We start from the raw sequence: 19,902 nt of genomic DNA on the forward strand, positions 1-19,902 counted from the left end.
CGGTTCGTCAAGCGGATGCTGACGATGGCCACTTGCAGGCAGCGGGGCCGCGGCGCGCTCGACTTCCTCACCGGCTGCAGCCGGTCCAGGCTCGACGGGACGCTCACCCTCTCAACTGTTGGCTTGATCGTGACAGCCGGCGCCGTCACAGCCCGATACAGCCGTGAACGGTCACGGAGGCCGAAATCGATCAATCCCGCCCTTTCTCCTGCTTCGCGGCCGTCACCGGCCCGATCAAGTTCTCAGCCTCCCGGCGGAGGGCATGGTAGATCCAGGCCTCCCGGCTATCTGGGGCGAATGACACCCAGTCGTGTGACTGGATAGCCGACGAGAGCGACGCGGCGGCCGCTCCCTTGCGTCCCAGGCGGTGCTTCGCCATGGCGACGATCATCCGTGGACAGGGCCCCATCACCGCGGCCGCCTCTCCTTGCAGGATCGAGATCGAGTCGTCGAGCCGGTCGAGGCGATATTCCGCCAGCCCCTTGGCGAGCAGGAAGTAGGGCCGGGTCCATGCCGGAGGGGGAGGCGACCTGTCGGCGAGGGCGCGATCGATCAGGATGGCGGCCCTCTCCGTCTCCTCTCGCGAGGCGGGGAGGAGAAGGCAGGCGCGGCCGATCCGCTCGGCGGGTTGAGCCTCGCTGACCCCGTCGAATCGCTCCAGCAGGATTCGCCTCTCCTGGCGGTAGTCGTCCTCGTGGCCCAGGAAGAGGCAGAATTCGGCGTAGCCGTCCCGTGCCTGGATGCTCCGAGGATCCGCCTCGATCGCCAGTCGCCAGGCCGCTTGCGCCTCTTCGGAGCGGCCGAGGCGAATGAGCGTCGTTCTCAGGCCCGCCTGGGCGACGGCGAGTCTTGGGTCGATCGACACGGCCTGCCGGTATTCGGGGAACGCCTCGACGTGCCTTGCCGCGGCCGCGAGGGAGTCGCCGAGTCCGGCGTGGAGCAAGGCATCGCTCGGATTGGCTCGCAACCCGGAACGGACCACCTCGATGGCCTCGTTTGGCTTTCCGGTGATCCTCAGCACAAATCCCAGGTTGTAGCTCGACACGGCGGCCGTCGGGTCGAGCCGCAAAGCCGATCGGAAGTACTCCACGGCGTCTTCCGGCCTGCCGGAGTCCGCCAGGCAGTGGCCCAGGTTGTTGTAGCTGATAGCTGCGTCGGGCCGGATCGACAGGGCGGCCTGCTGGTAGCGGATCGCATCCGCATGCCGCCCCGCGCGCCCCAAGGCCGAGCCGAGCGTCAGGTTCGCCCAGAAGTCTCCCGGCCGGGCCCGCTGGACCCGCGTCAGAAGAGAGATCGGGTCGCCGCCGGTCGCCCTGAAGTCCTCGGCGAGCGCTAGCAGGAGAGTCACGGGCTCCGCGGCCGCCGGAGTCTTCTCGATCAGCCGTTCGAGGGCCTGCCTGCTCCGCCGCACCTCCGGGTCGCGGGCGTTTCTGATCCAGCCCGCTTCCTCTCCGGCCGAGAGCCTCGCCACCTGGAGCACCCACTCCTTGCGTCTGATATCGGCCGAGCTGATCGGCCAGTCGTCGAGGGCGTCCACCACCGCCCTGCGAGCGTTCGACGCCCTGATCCGCGCCGCTACAGCTTCCGGAGCCTCGTCAGGGCCTCCCAGCCCGAAGCCGCGGAATGCCTGCACGTAGGCTTCGTCCGTCCCCGCATCATCGACCACGCCGCCGACCGTCCGGGCTCGACCCATGCGGATGGCTTCGAGTCGGGCCGCCATATCGAGGTCGCGACGGCCGCGAACGAGGGCCTCGCGCAAGTCGGTCGATCCGCGCCTGCCGAGCCGCCCCTGCGCCCGATCGAACGCCGTTCTCGCCTCCGCCAAAGCTCCCCGGGACATCGCCCGAGCCATGTCGTGCAAGTCGGCTTCCGCCGCTCGTTCGTCGGCCGCTCTCTCCGTCGCGGCTCGCCGACCCATCTCGGCCCGCTCGGCCGCCAGCCACAGGCCGACGCAGGCCAGTGTGGCCGCTAGCAGGACGACGCAGGCGAGGAGCATCGAGTATCCCGGATTTCGCCGACCCCTTCGCCAGAGCCGCTCGATCCGGCCTTCCGGCTTCGCTTCGATGGCCTCGCCGTCCAGAAAGCGTTGCAGGTCCGCGCCCAGAGACACTGCCGAGGCATAGCGCCGCGACGGGTCCTTACTCAGGCATTTCAGGCAGATGATCTCGAGGTCGCGAGGGATCTTGGAGTTCAACCGCGACGGCGGCGGTGGGTCCGAATGGATGGTCTGCCGGATCGTCTCGGGCGAGGTCTCGCCGCGGACCGGCGGTCGGCCCGTCAGGAGTTCGTAGAGGATCGCGCCCAGGGCATAGATGTCGACGGCCGCCCCCACGGCGGTCCGGTCCCCCGCGGCCTGCTCGGGGGCCATGTAGCTGGGGGTTCCGATCACGGCCCCGTTCAAGGTGAGGCTCGCCGCGTCGTCGATCCGGCGGGAGAGGCCGAAGTCGCTGATTTTGGGAGTGCCGTCTTCGTCGATCAGGATGTTCGCCGGCTTCAGGTCGCGGTGGATGATCCCGGCGATGTGGGCCGCATGGAGGGCCCCGGACAGAGCCAGGAGGATCGATGCGGCCTGGCGGGGCGTGGTGGGCTTCGCTGCTTCGGCGAGACTGCCGCCAGCGATGAACTCCATCGTGAAGTAGGGTCGCCCCTCGGAGTCGCCGACGTCGTAGATCTGCACCACGTTGGCGTGGCGAAGGGCCGCCACCGCCTCCGCCTCCCGCTGGAATCGCTCGCGCTCGCGCGGTGCCGCATAGGCCCCGGCGATGGCCAGCTTGATCGCGACGATTCGATTCAGCCGCACGTGGCGGGCCCGAAAGACAACGCCCATCCCTCCACGACCGAGCAGGCTTTCCACCTCATATCCGGGGATTCTTGGAAGGTTCGCAGCCCCTGGGGACGATGCCGACAGACACTCCGGCTCCTCCCGTTCCGGGGGAAAGATGGAGTCGAGTTCGGCCTCGAGGCGACAGACCCGCCGCCACCGCACGCGCAGCTCCGGCAGCAATTCCGGGAAATCGCCGCAGACTTCCTCCGGAGTCCGGCCAGAGTCGTGCAACTCCTCGAGCAGCTCGCTCACCCGCATGTCGATCGCCACGACGCCGTCCCCCCGTTCCGTCCGGATCGTAGTCACGATGGCGGCGGATTGCCCGCAACCGTTGCATCAACTCCGAGCGCGTCGGGCGCTATCTCGTGCGGCCGCAGGTCGTCCAGCGTCTCCGAGAGCGTAGCCAATCCCTTGCGCAGTCGCCGCTTCACCGTCGATTCCGAGACCCCGAGCACCTCGGCGGCTTCCGGCGTCGTCATCCCCTGGATCCGGATCAGGTCGAACACTTCGCGTTCGTCCTCAGGTAGGTCGTCGATCGCCTCGAGCATCCGTCGGCCGTCCATCGTCAGCCCGGAATCGCTCCCTGCCGGTGCGATGGCCAGGTCGTCTTGAAGTTCGACCGCCGCCGGCCGTTCATCCAAGCGTCGGGCCAGGTCATTCAACTCCCAGCGCATGTGCTGCCCCGCCAATGCGAAATACTGGCGCATGCTCGCTGGGCGGGCCTCGCGAAGGGCCTTTATCAGTCGCTCCACCACGGAGCCGAGCAACTCCTCGGCCTCCAGGTTCAGGGGCGGCTTTGTGAGTCGGGGGTAGCTCCGCGTCAGGAGCAGGACGCAAAGGCGTCGCAGGCGGCAGGCCGACCGGTCCAGCAGGGCTCGGACGACGGGCTCGGAGGGGGCCCCCCCGGCTAGCTCGTCGAGGTAACGCTGTACGATGACAGTGGTGGGATCGTGGTCCATGATCATTCCCGGCCATGGCTTGCGGCGTGACGGAGTATTATATCAGGCCTCGTGAACCCCCGCCACGCTTTGCGAAATAGCGACCCGATCGATGCCGACTTCTTCTCCGGAGCCCTGCAATTGTCTCACGTGATCCGTAGCCTGCTCACCCCCGAGAACTGCACGGTCATCTTCATTGACCACCAGCCGCAGATGACCTTCGGCGTGACCAGCATCGACCGCCAGACGCTGGTCAACAACGTCCTCGTCCTGGCCAAGGCGGCGAAGATATTCAACGTCCCGACCATTCTCACCACGGTCGAGACGGCGAGCTTCTCGGGCTATATGTGGCCCCAACTCCTGGAGGTTTTCCCAGGCAACACGCCGATCGAACGCACGAGCATGAACTCGTGGGAGGATGAGGGGTTCGTCGCGGCGGTCAAAGCGACCGGCCGGAAGAAGCTCGTCATCGCCGCGCTCTGGACCGAGGTCTGCCTGGCCTTCCCGGCGATTCAAGCGATGGAGGCCGGATTCGAAGTCTACGCGGTCGATGACGCGAGCGGTGGGACCAGCGAAGTCGCGCATCGGGCGGCGATGGATCGGGTCGTTCAGGCGGGCGCCGTCCCGGTGACGTCGATCCAGGTGCTGCTCGAACTGCAGCGCGACTGGGCTCGGCGAGGGACGTACGACGCGGTGATGGACCTCGTGCTGGAGCATTGCGGGGCCTACGGCCAGGGGGTCGAGTACGCCTACACGATGGTCCACAAGCAGCCGCCCCTCAACGCCCGCCACAAGGGGGGCAAGTGATCGAGACCACGGCGGAAGTCCCGGCCGAGGCCCCTACCGCTTCCGCGCTCGAGAGGGCCGTCAGCATCATCATCCACCGGGTCGTCCGGTCGGGCCGCCAGGCCGAGTTCGAGGCGGCGGTGCGCGCCTTCTCGCCCGTGTCGCTCACGTTCCCCGGCCACCTCGGCGTCCACGTCGTCCCGCCGCCGGCCGGGGACCGGGAATACGTCGTCATCCTGTCCTTCGCCTCTGAGCTGGCGTGGCGAGAGTTTCTGCAATGGGATCGTTATCGCTCCTGGGCCGAGGGGGTCCGCCCACTTTTGGCCGACGATCCCGCGATCGAGGAGGTGACCGGCCTGGAGACGTGGTTCCGCATGCCGGGAGAGCATGTCATGGTGCCGCCGCCGCGGTGGAAGATGGCGGTCGTGACGTGGGTCGGCGTTTGCCTGTCCGTCGGGCTCCTCAACGCCGTCCTGCGGCCTTGCATCGCCGACTGGCCCTGGTGGGCGAATCTGCTGGGGTTCAACGCGGTCGTCGTGGCGTCCCTCACATGGGTCGTGATGCCGTTGCTGTCGCGGTCGGCGCGAGTTTGGCTTCGCCGCCCTACGCTCAAGGAGGTTTGATGTCATCTCAATCGGCCGATCTCATCCTGCACAACGGGGCGATAGCTACCCTCGACCAGGCGAACCCCGAGGCGGCCGCCGTCGCGATCCGCGAGGGCAAGATCCTAATCGTCGGTACAGACGCCGAGGTGATGGCGGCACGTGGGCCGTCCACGCAGGTCATCGATCTCGGCGGCCGACGTGTCATCCCGGGCCTCAACGATTCGCACCTCCACCTGATCCGGGGCGGGCTGAATTACAACCTCGAACTCCGCTGGGACGGCGTGCCGTCCCTGGCCGACGCGCTCCGGATGCTCCGGGAGCAGGCCGTCCGGACCCCCGCCCCGCAGTGGGTGCGGGTGGTGGGAGGCTGGAGCGAATTCCAATTCGCCGAGCGGCGGATGCCGACCCTGGCCGAGATCAATGCGGCAGCCCCCGACACCCCGGTCTTCATCCTCCACCTCTATGATCGCGCCCTCCTGAACGCGGCGGCGCTGCGGTCGGTCGGCTACTCGAAGGACACGCCTAACCCGCCTGGCGGTGAGATCCAGCGCGACAAACAGGGCAACCCGACCGGGGCTCTGATCGCACGACCGAACGCGATGATTCTCTATTCCACACTCGCCAAGGGGCCGAAGTTGCCGGTCGAGTATCAGGCGAACTCGACCCGGCACTTTATGCGCGAGTTGAATCGCCTCGGCGTGACGAGCGTGATCGACGCCGGGGGCGGCTACCAGAATTATCCCGACGATTACGCGATCATCGAAGATTTGCACCGTCGAGGGGAAATGACGGTCCGGGTCGCCTACAACCTCTTCACGCAGAAGCCCAAGGGGGAATTCGACGACTTCTCGAAATGGATCGGGATGACGAAGCCGGGGGCCGGAAGCGATTTCTACCGGATGAACGGCGCAGGCGAGATGCTCGTCTTCTCCGCCGCCGACTTTGAGGACTTCCTGGAGCCGCGGCCCGACCTCGACCCCAGCATGGAGGGGGAGCTCCACCGTGTGGTCAAGCTCCTGGCCGAGCACCGCTGGCCGTTCCGCCTGCATGCCACATACGACGAGTCGATCGGCCGATTCCTGGACGTGTTCGAATCCGTCGATAGGGACGTTCCATTCGCCGGGCTCCGATGGTTCTTCGACCACGCCGAGACCGTCACCGAGCGGAACCTGGAGCGGATCAAAGCCCTCGGCGGTGGGATCGCGATCCAGCATCGTATGGCGTTCCAGGGCGAATACTTCGTCGATCGCTACGGGGCGACGGCGGCCGAGCACACGCCACCGGTCGCGAAGATGCTTTCGGTGGGCATCCACGTCGGCGCTGGGACGGACGCGACCCGGGTGGCGAGCTTCAACCCCTGGGTCTCGCTTTCCTGGCTGGTGAGCGGCCGGACCGTGGGCGGGCTGGCGCTCTATCCCGAGGCGAATCGGCTCGACCGCTCCACCGCGCTTCGACTGTACACGCAGGGCTCAGCCTGGATGTCGGGGGAGGAAGCCGCCAAGGGAGCGATCGCCGTCGGGCAACTCGCCGATCTCGCGGTGCTGTCGGCCGATTACTTCGCGGTGCCGGAGCACGAGATCCAGGGAATCCAGTCGGTGTTGACCGTGGTCGGCGGCAAGGTCGTCTTCGGCGGCGGGCCGTTCGGGGCGGTCGGGCCGAAGCCGCTCCCGGTCACGCCCGACTGGTCGCCGGTTGGATTCTATGGCGGCTACCACGATCCGGCGAGGCGGGCCTCGTCCGCGAAGCTGGCCCACGCCCCGCGGTGCGGCCACGGGGGGGCGGTCCATTCGCTGCTGCACAAGCTCGTCGGCCCGTTGGAGGCCAAGGCGCGAGACCCCTTCTGGGGCGAGGGGTGCGCATGCTGGGCATTCTGAACGGGAGACGTACAGGGAGGAGCCGGACCATTATCAAGCGAAGCCGTCGCGGCTTCCTCCTCGTGCTCGCCCTGGTCTTCGTCGAATCGACGGCCCTCGCCCAGGATCGGGGCGGCGCGAATGTCGCGGCGCCCGTGCCTGACGACGGCGCCCAGTCGGCGAGCCGGCCATTATCGGGCACCAGCGAGGTGCCTCGCCTCGGTCCTGGTCAGGCGGCGATCTCCGCGTCGGTCCCGGGCCTGACGGGCTCGGGGTCTCCTTATAAACTGCTCCGCTACGAGGAGGACTTCAGCTACCTCGCCGACCCCGCGAGGCGGAACGATTTCTTCGACCCGATCAAATACGTGCCGCTTTTCGGCCGGAAGGATTGTTACCTGACCTTTGGCGGCGATGTTCGCGAGTGGTTCGAGTCGTATCACAACGACTCCTTTGGGAAGGGCCCCGGCAATGCCCAGGGGTACAACACCTACTTCCTCCAGCGCTACATGCTCCACGCCGACCTCCATATCGGGGGGAATTGGCGGTTCTTCCTCCAATCGATCAACGGGTTCGAGGACGGTCGGATCGGCGGTCCCCGGCCGGACATCGACGTCAACCGCTTCGACCTGCATCAAGGCTTCGTCGACTGGACATGGCGCGCGGATGAATCGGGCTCGTCGGTGACATGGCGGCTCGGCCGGCAGGAATTCCGATACGGGAGCGGACGGCTGATCGACGTCCGGGAGGGGCCGAACCTGCGCCGTTCGTTCGACGCGGCGCGGGCGCTCGCGAAGATCGGAGTATGGTCGGTCGACGGCTGGTGGGCCAAGCCGGTCCTGAATAACCCAGGTGTTTTCGACGACGATCCGAATTCCGACGTCTCGTTCTGGGGGCTCTACGGCGTCCGACCGATCGGCGACGGCTTGGTCGCGAACGTCGATCTCTATTACCTCGGGTTTCAGAACCTCAATGCGCAGTTCGACCAGAACTCGGGACGCGAGCTAAGGCACTCAGTCGGGACGAGAGTCTGGGGCCGGCCACTGCCCTGGGAATACAACCTCGAGTACGTCTATCAGTTCGGCGACTTCGGGACTGGCAGGATCAACGCATGGACCGCGGCGAACGCGGTCCGCTACAACTTCGATCTGCTCGCGTTCAAGCCGGCCTTGGGCGTGCGATTCGACGTCGCGAGCGGGGACCGGAACGCCGACTCCGCCAACCTCCAGACGTTCAACCCGCTCTTCCCTTCCGGGGCCTACTTCAACCTGACCGGCCCATTCGGGCCGCAGAACCTTATCGACCTTCACCCGACCCTGGACCTGCACCTCCGAGACGACCTGACCCTGACCGCCGACTGGACCTTCTTCTGGCGCGAGAGCCTGGACGACGGGGTGTACAGGCTCTCGGGATCGCTGATCGCGAGCGGGAGGGACAGCCGAGCCCCTTACGTCGGCTCGAGCCCGGCGTTGACCGCGGTGTGGACCATCAATCCTCATGTGACTCTGCTCGCGAGCTACGTCCACATCTTCCCCGGCGAATTCCTCAAGGAGACCACGCCCGGCAAGAGCGTCGACTACTTCACGACCTGGCTGACCTTGAAATTCTGAGAACCATCTTCGGAGGAAAGTCCATGAACAAACACCTCGCCATGGCAGCAATCGCACTCGTCTTCCTGACGTCGTCGGTCAATCGTTCCGGGGCCCAGGACGCGCCGAATCCCCCGGCCGAGACGCGGATCGACGGGCTGGAGGGGTCGACCGAAATCGTACGGATGCAGGGTCCCTACGATGCAGAAGTCCCTCTCCAGGTGGTCAGCTATTTCAAGAGGACGCCAAGCTCCGACTCGCGGATGGCCGGCGCTCCGGTCGAGCTCGACAGGCATCTCGGCGGCCTCATCGCCTCGCTCCGCTCTCGCGGGGAATTCGACGGCGAAGAGCTGGAGACCATCCTGTTCGACGTTCCCGAAGGGGCGATCAAGCCCAAGCGGCTCCTGCTCATCGGGCTGGGCGACGAGTCGTCTCTGTCGCTTGAGAGGATGGAGCGGGTCGGCCGGGTCGCACTCCGCGAGGCCGTCAAGGTCGGCGCGACGAAGGTGGCTTTCGCGCCCCTGATCCGCGACCAGGGGAATACGCAGATCCCTACCGGGGACGTGGAGAATGCCGTGACCCGCGGCGTTCTGCTGGCCTACGACACCGAGAAGCGGCTCCAGAAGCAAGGGTTCGCCAGGCCCTATACCTTGGAGGAGTGGGTCGTCGAGGCCGGTCCCAAGTATTATGACGAGACGGTCGCGGGCGTGAGGAAGGCCGTCGGCGAGGCGAGAGTCGCGGCCTCCAAGCGGGACTCGACGCCGTACTCGAACAAGAGCCGATGAGCGTCGACGTCATCGCTCGCCTCGGCGAAAAACATCGGACGACAGGAGTCGCCATATGATCGTCGAGCAAGATTTACCCGGCGCAGCCGGCGATCCTCACGGCGGCGGCACGATCCTGACATCCGGCCGCACGGATACATCCGCGGTTGTGCTCCTCCACGGGCGTGGGGCGTCCGCCGAGGACATCCTTTCGCTCGGGCGCGAACTTCGGATCGATGGGCTCGGGCTGATCGCCCCGCAGGCGAACGGAGGCTCGTGGTATCCCTTTTCGTTCCTCGCGCCGATCCCAGAGAACCAGCCGCATCTCGATTCGGCCCTGGCGTTGATCGAAGCGCTCGTTGCGTCCCTGATCGCGGGCGGCCTCCCACCCGAGCGGATCGCCTTGCTCGGGTTTTCCCAGGGGGCGTGCCTGACGCTTGAATTCATCGCCAGACACCCTCGCCGTTATGGGGCCGTCATGGGATTGACGGGCGGCCTGATCGGCCCTCCCGGCACGCCTCGGGCCTATGCCGGCACGCTCGGCGGGACGCCGGTCTTCCTGGGCGCGAACGACCCGGACCCGCACGTACCATTCGAACGCGTCCGGGAGACGGAATCGGTCCTCTCCCGCATGGGCTCGGCCGTCGAGCTCCGGCGATATCCGGGGATGCCGCATGCGGTCAACGCGGACGAGTTGGAGGCCTGCCGCCGTCTCCTGAGGGGCATGATGACGCATCCCGAAGAAGGTGGGCGATGAAGATCACACGCGTTTTCTCGGACCTGGAGGGAGAGAGCCATTTCGACGAGTTCGAGGTCCCGCTGCACGACCGGGGCGCCATTGGGCGGCTGTCCGACGAGCTACCCGTCCGATCGATCCGCTTCCGATTGAACGATTCGGGCTACGACTACGACTGGCACGTCGCTCCGCACCGCCAGTTCGTGCTGCTGATCGACGGCGGCATCGAGGTCGAGACGTCCGATGGAGAGACGCGGAGGCTAAAGAGCGGCGAGATCCTCCTCCTCGAAGACACCTCAGGGCGAGGCCATCGCACCAGGAACCTCGAAGTACGAGAGCGACGGTCGGCCTTCGTCGTGATCGATGAAAACCAATTGATGCCATGGCTTGACAATCGATCGGAGAAGTCATGAGTTCGACATTGCCGGGACTCCACCACGTAACCGCGATCACGGCGGACGCCCAGAAGAACGTCGACTTCTACTGCGGAGTGCTCGGGCTGCGGCTCGTCAAGCTCACGGTCAACTTCGACGACCCGACGAGCTACCACCTCTACTATGGCGACCAGCTCGGCACTCCGGGCACGATCATGACCTTCTTCGCCTGGCACGGCGCGCAACGGGGACGGGTCGGCACTCCGCAGGTCACGGCCACGAGCTTCGCCGTCCTCTCGGCGGCCCTGCCGTTCTGGGCCGAGCGACTCGCCCGGCGCGGGGTCGCGACGAGGCCGATCGTCTCCCGCTTCGGCGAAGACGTCCTGGGCTTCGACGACCCGGACGGCATGGCCTTGGAAATCGTGGCCACTTCGGCCCCAGGCGATCAGGCTCCGGCGACGGGAGCCATTCAGGCGGAATCCGTGCTCCGGGGATTCCACGGCGTGACCATCAGCGAGGAGGGCTACGAAGCGACGGCCAAGCTGCTGACCGAGGTGATGGGATTTCGGGCCGACGGCCACGAAGGGAATCGCTTCCGGTATCGGTCGGAGTCCGGAGGATTCGCCTCGATCGTGGACCTGACTTGCATGCCGGACGCCCGTCACGGAGGCCTCGGCGCGGGGATCGTCCACCACGTCGCGTTCCGCACGCCCGGGGACGAGCAGCAGAAGGAGTGGCGTTCCAAGATCGCGCGGCTCGGATACAACGTCTCGCCGGTGATGGACCGGAATTACTTCCACTCGATCTACTTCCGGGAGCCCGGAGGAGTGCTGTTCGAGATCGCGACGGACCCGCCGGGCTTCGCCGTCGATGAAGCCGCGGACCGATTGGGGACGCGGCTCATGCTCCCGGCTGAACTCGAACCGCGTCGGCCGGAGCTGGAGCAAATCCTTCCCACGCTCCGAGTTCCCAATTCCAACTGACAGAGCAGACCTCGGTTTCATTCACTCATGAGAAGGGGAATCACATGGCGGATCTCGTCGGAAAAGTCGGGCTGATCACGGGGGGAGGCTCAGGCATCGGTCGGGCGACGGCGCTCGCGATGGCCGACGCGGGCGCAGCCGTCGTTATCGGCAATCGGGACGCCTCCAAGGGCGAGGCGGTAGTGGACCTCATCCGAGGTCGTGGGGGGAAAGCCTGCTTCCAGAAGACCGACGTCGCCCAGCCGGAGGACGCGAAGGCGCTGGTTGCTCGCGCCGTCTCGGAGTTCGGACGCCTGGATCTTGCCTTCAACAACGCGGGGATCGACGGCGAGCAGGTCCCGCTCCACGAGCAGGACATCGCCAAGGCGTCCGCGCTGTTCGACGTGAACCTCAAGGGGGTGTTCTACTGCATGAAGTTCGAGATCGAACAAATGCTCCGATCCGGCGGCGGGGCGATCGTCAACACGTCGTCGATCTTCGGACTCAACGGCTACCCCGGCTGGTCGCTCTATGCGGCCTCGAAGCACGCCGTGACCGGCATGACGAAGTCGGCCGCCTTGGACTACGCCAAGCGGAACATCCGCGTCAACGCGGTGGGTCCCGGACCAGTTGAGACGCCCCTACTCGCGAAGGGGACCGGCGGCGACCCCAATAGCTACTCGGCCTTCGTCCCCATGGGAAGGATCGGCCAGCCCGAGGAGATTGCCGATGCCGTGGTCTGGCTGCTCTCCGACGCGGCCCGATACGTGACCGGCCACACGCTCCCCGTCGACGGTGGCGTCTGCGCCCAGTGAATTGCGCCGGAAATGACGCCGCGGAGCCCCGGGGCAAAATGTCGCGCGAAGGGGAAGAAGCGCATGGATCACGAGACGGAACGATCAGCCGGCGGGGTCGGTCTCCCGCCGAGCATCACAGTGGCCGTTCGGCTCGTCGTGAACGGCAAGCCGCACGATCTGGCCCTCGACCCCCGCGTCACCCTTCTGGATGCGCTCCGGACGCACCTCGGCGTGACCGGGCCGAAGATGGGATGCGACGCCGGCGCGTGCGGCGCATGCACGGTCCTCGTGGATGGCCGGCGCGTCAATTCCTGCCTCATGCTGGCCGTCGCGGCCGATGGGAAATCGGTCGTGACGGTGGAGGGGCTCGCCGCCGGTGATGATCTCAACCCCTTGCAGGAGGCCTTCATCCGGCACGACGCGTTCCAGTGCGGCTACTGCACGCCGGGGCAACTCTGCTCCGCGACGGCCCTCCTTCGAGAGGGAGTCGCCACGACTCCGGAGGAAATCCGTCTCTGGATGAGCGGCAACCTCTGCCGATGCGGCGCCTATCCCAACATCGTTGCGGCGATCGCCGAGGTCGCCGCGGAGGGAGTCCATTGAATCCCTTTACGTACCAACGGGCGAGCGACGCGACAGGCGCGATCGCTGCCGTCGCGGGCGACGAGCACGCAGCCTTCCTGGCGGGTGGGACGAACCTCGTCGACCTCATGAAGCTGCACGTCATGACCCCGTCCCGGCTCGTCGACGTCAATGCCGTCCCCCTCGCGAAGATCGAGGCCAGTCGAGACGGGCTGCGGATCGGGGCGCTGGCCCGGATGAGCGACGTCGCCGCCGATCCGGACGTCGCGCGTGAGTTCCCGGTGATCGCCGAGGCTCTGCTGGCCAGCGCGAGCCCGCAATTGCGGAACATGGCCACGATCGGCGGCAACCTCATGCAGCGGACCCGCTGCCCCTACTTCCGCGGCGACGGTTGGGCGTGCAACAAGAGAATGCCGGGCTCCGGGTGCGCGGCGGCCCAAGGGGAGCATCGAAACCACGCCATCCTGGGCGCGAGCGATCACTGCTTCGCGACGCACCCTTCGGACTTGGCCGTCGCGTTGGTGGCCTTGGACGCGGTCGTTCGCGTTCGAGGGCCGGCCGGCGAGCGTTCGATTCCTCTCCGCGACTTTCACAGACTCCCGGGCGATACGCCGCACGTCGAGTGTGCGTTGCAGCAGGGCGAGTTGATCACCGGCGTAGACGTCCCCGCCTCGGACGTGGCGATCAACTCGCGCTACGTGAAGGTCCGTGACCGCGCCAGTTACGAGTTCGCACTCGTCTCCGCGGCTGTGGCCCTAAAGGTCGAAGGCGGCGTGATCGCCGACTGTCGGATCGCCCTGGGCGGCGTCGGTACGAAGCCTTGGCGGATACCCGAGGCGGAGCAGGTCACGCGGGGCCGGCCCGCCGCCGCGAGCACCTACGAGGCCGCCGCCTCGATCGCCGTGGCCGAGGCCAGGCCACGGGAGCAGAACGCCTTCAAGGTCGAGCTGGCGAGGCGTGTCGTCGTGCACGCCCTGACCACCCAGGGGAGTACCAGATGAGTCGAGTCCTCGGAATCCCCCACGACCGCGTGGACGGCCCGGCCAAGGTGACCGGCGGAGCATCCTTTGCGGCCGACTATGCACCGCCTGGCCTGGTGCACTCCTGCCTGATCCGGAGCACGATCGCCCGGGGTCGAACCCTGCGGATCGGCACAGGCCACGCGGAGCGAGCACCGGGCTTCCTCGCCGTCCTGACGCACGAGAACGCGCCGCCATTAAAGCCCCCCCCGGATGACCTCCTGGAGATGTTCGCCGGCCAGTTCTTCGAGACCAGGCCGCCGCTCCGCGACGAAGTCATCCATTACGCCGGCCAGCCCCTCGGCGTGATCGTCGCCGAGACCGCCGAGCAAGCCCGCTACGCGGCCTCGCTGGTGACGATCACCTACGATCGAGAGCCCCCGGTGCTCGACCTGGAGGCCGTCCCCGGGCCGGAGTGCTGGCGGCCGGAGCGGTTCATCGGGACCCCCGGCATGGAGCTGCAGGTCCGCAGGGGCGAGCCGGATCGCGAGTTTGACGAGGCGGAGCATCGGGTCGAGCGGACCTATCGGACCTCAACCAACCACCACAACCCCATCGAGACCTCGGCGACGGTCGCCGAGTGGGAGGGTGGAAAGCTCACACTGCACGACTCCTGCCGCTGGGTCCAGGGCCTTCAGCGGGCCGCGGCCCACGCCCTGGGACTGGACCCCGAGGCGGTTCGCGTCATCAGCCCGTTCATCGGCGGGGCGTTCGGGGCCAAGGGCTTCCTCTGGAACCACGTCGTCCTGGCGGCCGTCGCCGCGCGGTCCGTCGCCCGACCCGTCAAACTCGTCCTGACCCGGGCGGACATGTACTCGTCGACCGGCCATCGGCCAAGGACTGTCCAACGCGTCGCCCTGGGCGCGACGGGCGAGGGACGCCTGACCGCCATCCGGCACGACACCCTTTCGGAGACCTCGCCGGTCAACCGCTACGTCGAGCCCTGCGGCCTGCTCACCCGGGGCCTGTATGCGAGCTCGTCCCTCGCGGTCACCCACCGGGTCGCGCCGGTGAACATCGCGCCGCCGCTCGTGATGAGAGCCCCCGGCGAGGCGCCCGGCCTGTTCGCGCTCGAGTCCGCGATGGACGAATTGGCCGAAATCATCGGCCTCGACCCGTTGGAGATTCGCCTGCGGAACCACGCCGACCACGATCTCCACGAAGGGCGGCCCTGGTCGAGCAAGCACCTCAGGGAGTGCTACCGGCTCGGCGCCGAACGTTTCGGCTGGTCGGAGCGACCCGGCCAGCCCCGTTCGATGCGCGACGGCGACCATCTCGTCGGTTGGGGGATGGCCACCGCCGCCTACCCGGGCAATCGTCGCCCGGCCTCGGCGAAGGTGTCATTGCTCCCGGACGATACGGCCGTCGTCGCCACGGCGTCCCACGAACTGGGCAACGGTGCCGCCACCGTGCTGACCCAGATCGCCGCCGAGGCCCTGGGTTTGCCCACTGAGCGCGTGCGAGTCGACCTGGGCGACTCGACCTCTCCGCAAGCGCCGGCGACTGCCGGCTCGTGGACCACGGCCAGCGTCGGGTCCGCGGTCCGGGCCGCGGCCGAGGAGGCCCGCGCCGCGCTGATCGGCCTGGCGCTTTCCCATCCCGACTCGCCGCTTCACGGCGCATCCCCCCGGGACGTCATCGCTCGCGACGGCCGTGTCTCGCTCGGGATCGATCCCTCCAGAGGGGAGTCCTTCGGGGACATCATGACGCGTGCCGGGCGGCGGGTGGTCGAGGTCGAGCGCGAGTCCAGGCCGGGGGCCGAGCGGTCCGAATTCAGCTTCGAATCATACGGCGCCCTGTTCGCCGAGGTGAAGGTCGATCCGCTCGGCCAGGTGCGGGCGACCAGGCTGGTCGGCGTGTACGATGTTGGCGCGGTGCTGAACCCGAAGTCCGCGCACAGCCAGCTCGTCGGGGGCATTGTCATGGGGGTCGGCATGGCATTCATGGAGCGAACCGCCTATGACCCGTGCGGACGCGTCGTGAACGACAACCTGGCCGAATACGCGATCCCTGTCAATGCGGACATCCCCGCGATCGACGCCACGCTCCTGGACGAGCCCGACCCGCACATCAACGCATTGGGGGCCCGGGGGGTCGGCGAACTGGCCCTCGCCGGTGTCGCGGCGGCGCTGGCCAACGCCGTCCATCACGCGACCGGGAAGCGAATCCGCGATCTCCCGATCATCCCCGAGAAGCTGCTTTGAGCCCCGTCGCCGTGAATTCGCCGCAGCCAGCGAAAGATCGTTGCCCCGGCCCGAGAGGACTGTTGGGAGCTGATTCGATCCGAACTCGGTCACGAAGCGGCCGGACCTCTTCGCTCGCGGGTCCGAAATCGGTCTCGAAAACCGGTGTACCGCTCCGCGGTACCGTGGGTTCGAATCCCACCTCCTCCGCTGACATCTGAAGCCACTGAGGGACAAGGGGAGTCAAACCCCTTGTCCTTTTTGGCTTTATGGCGAGGAGTCTTTTCCCCGATCTTCAAAGCCGGGTTGCCAATCTCCGACGCCTCGGGACGGGTCGCGACAGGCGTTTGTGCAAGTTCTGTGCAAGCGCCAGTGCAAGAAGTCGATCCCGCTCCGCTCTCCGAGAGGACGGCCTGCAAATCAATCGACGGCTCGACCACGGGCTTTCCCGGGACGAGGAGGGAGACGCCAGCCAGAGCCGCAGCGACATCGTTTTGATCGACGTGCGTATAGCGGTCCATCGTCAGCGTGATCGTGCTGTGTCGGGCGAGGAACTGGATGTTTTTCGGCGACAGCCCAAGCCGATGCAGGTTCGTGATGAATGTGTGACGCAGGCTGTGGAAATCGGCGACGAGCTTCTTCTCGTTTCTGTAGGTGATGCTGGCCGCCGTCAAGTCTCGCTTCATCATCGCACCGGCCTGCTTATGCTCAGCCCACTTCCCAGGCCAGAGCCGGGTCCGAGAGTCCTTGCCGTGAAACCACTCTCTCAGTGGGCCGACGAGATCGGGGTGGAGCGGCCGAACGGCGGTCTCCCGGTTCTTCGTATAGGCCGCCTCGACGGTCCACGAAGATTCCTCGCCGAGGTGGAAGTTGGCGGGGGTCATGCTCGCCAATTCCGAGGCCCGTAAGCCCGTGCCAGCCGAGACCAGATAGAGCATGGCCCGATCCGGGCCGCTCAATCCTCTGTACGTCCCACCATTACGAGCCGCCTTGATGAGCGCCGAGAACTCGGCATCCGACAGTGCCCGGCGGTCGTGACGGCGGTCTAACTTGACGTTAGTGCCCTTCAGGTGGTCCAGCGGGTTGTCGTTGGTCCTACGGTCGCGGACGAGCCACCGGACGAACTGCTTGGCGGCCTGGAGGTAGAAGTTGCAAGTCTGGGCCGACAATCCTCCCCGACGAAGCTCGGCGATGTGAGCCGACACACGGGACGCCGAGATGTCAGGTATGAACACGAAACCACATTGCTGGATTACCTTGTGGACTCGACTAGAGACGAGCTTGGTGTGCTGTTCCGTCGCCCCGCCGTGACGCAGAGACGCCTCGAAGTCCTTGAGGTGCTCGGTGAGCGGGCGCGTCCGATGTTCCTCGAAGGGATCGGATAGACCGGCTCGCCTTTGCTCAGAACGCTTGACCAATTCGGCCAGCAACGCTTGGGCCGCAGCCTTGTCCGTCGCCAGGGGGGCCCGGCGGAGGATGCCGTCACCGTCGATGTACTGGCCGTACCACTTCTTGGCCTTGCGTTGGATTCGATCGCCCGTCTTCGGGTCGCGGGCTGAGTACGTAGGCTTGAAGAGAGATGCCATAGCTTGAACTCCTGGTGCTGCGTCGAAGTTAACCATTGGTCTATCGCCGGACAACGGCAGTAACACGTTTAAGCCTCGGGCGTTGATTCAAGGCACACCGCCGCCCTTTCCGGGTCGATGTAGGGTCTTCCCGGCTGGCTCTGGCATTTGAGGCTTCCTGGTCTCTCAGGCCAGGATTGCCCGACCACCGGTGAAGATCGCCCAGCCCATTCTCCTCAGCCTTGCGGCCATCGACCCACCGGGAAGGAAGGGAACACCTGAACCCGGTATTTGATTGTGGGGCTGGTACAGTCTCGTCCCCCAGGGCTGCGAACCCTGTCCGTTCGTCGCTGCCGCTAGTAAGCGGCCGTCTTGGTCGGTTTGGCTACCGACCCAGGGGAGATCACCGCCAGGCGTATCGGGCCCAGCGTCCGGTTGCTTGGAGCAAAGAGAGTGCGGGTCGAGGACCTCGTGTCGGGAAGAACCACATCGAAGAACCGGGCCGGTCGGTCGCTTGAGGACCTCGCGGAATTTAGGTGGCTACTTTCACGACCCGCCCGCTCGTCGCTCCCAGCATCGACGAGGCAAGGGTCAGCCGCTCTTTGGCCACTCGGGCGACCCTCATTCAGCCAGGAAGCCAAAACGGCTTCCGCGTTGCTTTCGGTCTACTTGACATTCTCTCGTTACCCGAAGTCACGCCCGCTTGCTGCGTGCCTCCCACGCGGAACGCCCCGGGCATCCGGCCTCGACCCATCGACGGATCTCGTCGGATCGCCATTTCTTCGACCCGCCCACGGCGACGGGCTTCGGCAATTTGCCCGCGCTGTTCAATCGCCAGACCGTCCGCGAAGAAACGTCGAGACGGCGGGCGACCTCCTCGGCGTCGATGAGAAGCGTCCCCGACGAGACGGGGCTGGGTTGTTCGGCGATACGGGTCATCTTTCGGCTCCTAGTTGTCGCTGGTGGGCATCGACTGCGCCCTCAACCTATAGATACCCAACCACGCAGCGACCCTCCGGCAATTCGCTCGAAGTCGGCAAGACTCGCCGTGATGGACAACCTACTGCCTTCTCTTGGAAGTAGGTCCGTCAGTCGGAGTCTGCCAGGTTGAGAGCCAGGCACGCCCCGCCGAGCTTCGACGGTGTAACGAGTCCGGTCGACCAAGGAGCGAAACGCCGCAGCGCTCGGCAATTCAAGCGAGCCTTTCGTCGAAGCTCGGCGAGCCGATCGCGTGGGCCCCTCCGCCGAGATCCAAAGCTCAAATTGAGCTTTGGACCGCGTAACGCCACTAACGCTTGCCCGGCCTCGTCACCTCCCTGCGTCAGGCTGACGAACAAGCGGGATCAGTGGCCCGGAACCTCATTTCCGAGGCATCTCGTTAGGGCCGACGGTCCCGACTTGACTCGGGAAGCGAGCCTCCCAAGCCGTCCGGTTCGGGCATCCCGATTCGACCTTGACCTAGATCTCGCGGCGACGCCATTGTTTCGATCCCCATTGCCCACCGGCCTCAGGATGCGGCCCGCTCGTCCTCTCGAAAGATCAATGACTCCGAGCGGTCCAGGAGTCCGGTTATAGCCCGCACGTCGGTGAGGATGGAACGTTCGTCGTTCCGACTGGCGATCTCACTTGATGGCATCTCACATCTCCAGTCATGATCCCAGATCAAGGACGACCACCTGCCGCCACGTTACACCAGATATCAATCGAACGAGATGAGAGACCCAGGGTAAAATCGCAAAACAAGCTAGATCCGATTCCATTCGACCGGCCGGCTGAGTCTCGAAATCCGGAAAGCCGTCAAATCTGCTCAACCATCGGAATCGGGTCCAAAGGACAGCGCGGCGGGAGTTGTGCAGGGCAAGGAGCAATGACCGATCGACCTATCCAACTCACGGGAAAATGCTTGAATCACTCACTCAGGTTCCTTATGCAGAAATCATCCTCTGCGTGTTCTCAGGCGAGAGCTGAAGGACTGGTGCGGCGGTCCGCTGCCATTGTGCATCTCAGAATTCACACTCGCTGCCGCGTCTTCCTGCGAAGGCTTGAGGCTGTTCAAGGCCAAGGGCTCCATATGCTCCAGTCGCCAAGCACGGGCTGAGCCTGAAACGGCACGACCAGCAGCAACATCGGGCAAACGAACGGTGCCCTAAGAAACCGTGACGACGAAGGCCTGACAAAGTACAGCTTGATAGACCGGGCGAACGGCCGCGTGACTCTCGACAAGCACTCCGACTACGTGGATAGTCGATGAGCGACGTACGCGCCGGCGCGTTGCCAGAGTGAGGGATGCAGCGCGCAGCAGCGGAGAGTCCTCACGCAAGGCTGAGT

15 protein-coding genes, 1 tRNA gene and 1 pseudogene are annotated in these 19,902 nt (G+C 66.1%); 13 read left to right on the top strand and 4 right to left on the bottom strand.

Translation table 11 applies throughout. The features are described from left to right. Positions 1-190: 190 nt before the first annotated feature. On the bottom strand, positions 191-3,094 hold the full coding sequence (locus BSF38_RS09905; protein WP_076350725.1) for a protein kinase domain-containing protein: 2,904 nt from the start codon (positions 3,092-3,094) through the stop codon (positions 191-193). Between the two features lie 32 nt (positions 3,095-3,126). Next, positions 3,127-3,789 carry a sigma-70 family RNA polymerase sigma factor gene (locus BSF38_RS09910; protein ID WP_338044261.1) on the bottom strand — a complete coding sequence of 221 codons (663 nt, stop codon included), beginning with the start codon at positions 3,787-3,789 and terminating at the stop codon, positions 3,127-3,129. 114 nt (positions 3,790-3,903) lie between these two features. On the opposite strand from BSF38_RS09910, the gene BSF38_RS09915 reads away from it, so the two are divergent. The 13 genes from BSF38_RS09915 to BSF38_RS31115 all read left to right on the top strand — a co-directional run bounded on the left by BSF38_RS09915 (position 3,904) and on the right by BSF38_RS31115 (position 16,221). After that, on the top strand, positions 3,904-4,569 hold the full coding sequence (locus tag BSF38_RS09915) for a hydrolase (protein WP_076345210.1): 666 nt from the start codon (positions 3,904-3,906) through the stop codon (positions 4,567-4,569). After that, complete coding sequence (locus tag BSF38_RS09920; protein WP_076345212.1) at positions 4,566-5,171, top strand: antibiotic biosynthesis monooxygenase; 606 nt, start codon at positions 4,566-4,568, stop codon at positions 5,169-5,171. The genes BSF38_RS09915 and BSF38_RS09920 overlap by 4 nt, the downstream gene beginning before the upstream one ends. Then, positions 5,171-7,027: an amidohydrolase gene (locus BSF38_RS09925; protein WP_076345214.1), complete on the top strand. Its 1,857-nt coding sequence runs from the start codon at positions 5,171-5,173 to the stop codon at positions 7,025-7,027. Before BSF38_RS09920 ends, BSF38_RS09925 begins: the two co-directional genes overlap by 1 nt. Beyond that, positions 7,012-8,613: an alginate export family protein gene (locus tag BSF38_RS09930; protein WP_237170822.1), complete on the top strand. Its 1,602-nt coding sequence runs from the start codon at positions 7,012-7,014 to the stop codon at positions 8,611-8,613. The genes BSF38_RS09925 and BSF38_RS09930 overlap by 16 nt, the downstream gene beginning before the upstream one ends. Before the next feature lie 23 nt (positions 8,614-8,636). Further along, complete coding sequence (locus BSF38_RS09935) at positions 8,637-9,377, top strand: M17 family peptidase N-terminal domain-containing protein (protein WP_237170823.1); 741 nt, start codon at positions 8,637-8,639, stop codon at positions 9,375-9,377. A 55-nt stretch (positions 9,378-9,432) separates the two neighbouring features. Next, a complete protein-coding gene (locus tag BSF38_RS09940; RefSeq protein WP_076345216.1) occupies positions 9,433-10,113 on the top strand; it encodes an alpha/beta hydrolase in 681 nt (226 codons plus the stop codon). Then, the gene (locus BSF38_RS09945; RefSeq protein WP_076345218.1) at positions 10,110-10,505 is read left to right on the top strand and encodes a cupin domain-containing protein; all 396 of its coding nucleotides are present in this window, start codon (positions 10,110-10,112) and stop codon (positions 10,503-10,505) included. Before BSF38_RS09940 ends, BSF38_RS09945 begins: the two co-directional genes overlap by 4 nt. Further along, entirely contained in the window at positions 10,502-11,449 is a 948-nt protein-coding gene (locus BSF38_RS09950; protein ID WP_076345220.1) for a ring-cleaving dioxygenase, read from the top strand. The genes BSF38_RS09945 and BSF38_RS09950 overlap by 4 nt, the downstream gene beginning before the upstream one ends. 44 nt (positions 11,450-11,493) lie before the next feature. After that, a complete protein-coding gene (locus BSF38_RS09955; protein ID WP_076345222.1) occupies positions 11,494-12,243 on the top strand; it encodes a glucose 1-dehydrogenase in 750 nt (249 codons plus the stop codon). A 63-nt stretch (positions 12,244-12,306) separates the two neighbouring features. Next, positions 12,307-12,828, top strand: a complete 522-nt coding sequence (locus BSF38_RS09960) for a (2Fe-2S)-binding protein (protein ID WP_076345224.1) — start codon at positions 12,307-12,309, stop codon at positions 12,826-12,828. Continuing rightward, on the top strand, positions 12,825-13,808 hold the full coding sequence (locus tag BSF38_RS09965; RefSeq protein ID WP_076345226.1) for an FAD binding domain-containing protein: 984 nt from the start codon (positions 12,825-12,827) through the stop codon (positions 13,806-13,808). The genes BSF38_RS09960 and BSF38_RS09965 overlap by 4 nt, the downstream gene beginning before the upstream one ends. Beyond that, positions 13,805-16,030 (top strand): xanthine dehydrogenase family protein molybdopterin-binding subunit, encoded by a 2,226-nt coding sequence (locus BSF38_RS09970; protein ID WP_076345228.1) that lies wholly within the window; start codon positions 13,805-13,807, stop codon positions 16,028-16,030. The genes BSF38_RS09965 and BSF38_RS09970 overlap by 4 nt, the downstream gene beginning before the upstream one ends. Positions 16,031-16,126: 96 nt before the next feature. Next, positions 16,127-16,221: transfer RNA gene (locus BSF38_RS31115), tRNA-Ser, on the top strand. Positions 16,222-16,515: 294 nt separating this feature from the next. On the opposite strand, the pseudogene BSF38_RS32620 reads toward BSF38_RS31115, so the two are convergent. Together BSF38_RS32620 and BSF38_RS09980 are read right to left on the bottom strand one after the other, a co-directional pair. Next, positions 16,516-17,631, bottom strand: a pseudogene (locus BSF38_RS32620) (tyrosine-type recombinase/integrase); the annotation flags it as partial. A 636-nt stretch (positions 17,632-18,267) separates the two neighbouring features. Then, the gene (locus BSF38_RS09980) at positions 18,268-18,513 is read right to left on the bottom strand and encodes a helix-turn-helix transcriptional regulator (protein ID WP_076345232.1); all 246 of its coding nucleotides are present in this window, start codon (positions 18,511-18,513) and stop codon (positions 18,268-18,270) included. Positions 18,514-19,902 lie beyond the last annotated feature (1,389 nt).

It is taken from the genome of Paludisphaera borealis (assembly GCF_001956985.1).
GTDB classification, from domain to species: domain Bacteria; phylum Planctomycetota; class Planctomycetia; order Isosphaerales; family Isosphaeraceae; genus Paludisphaera; species Paludisphaera borealis.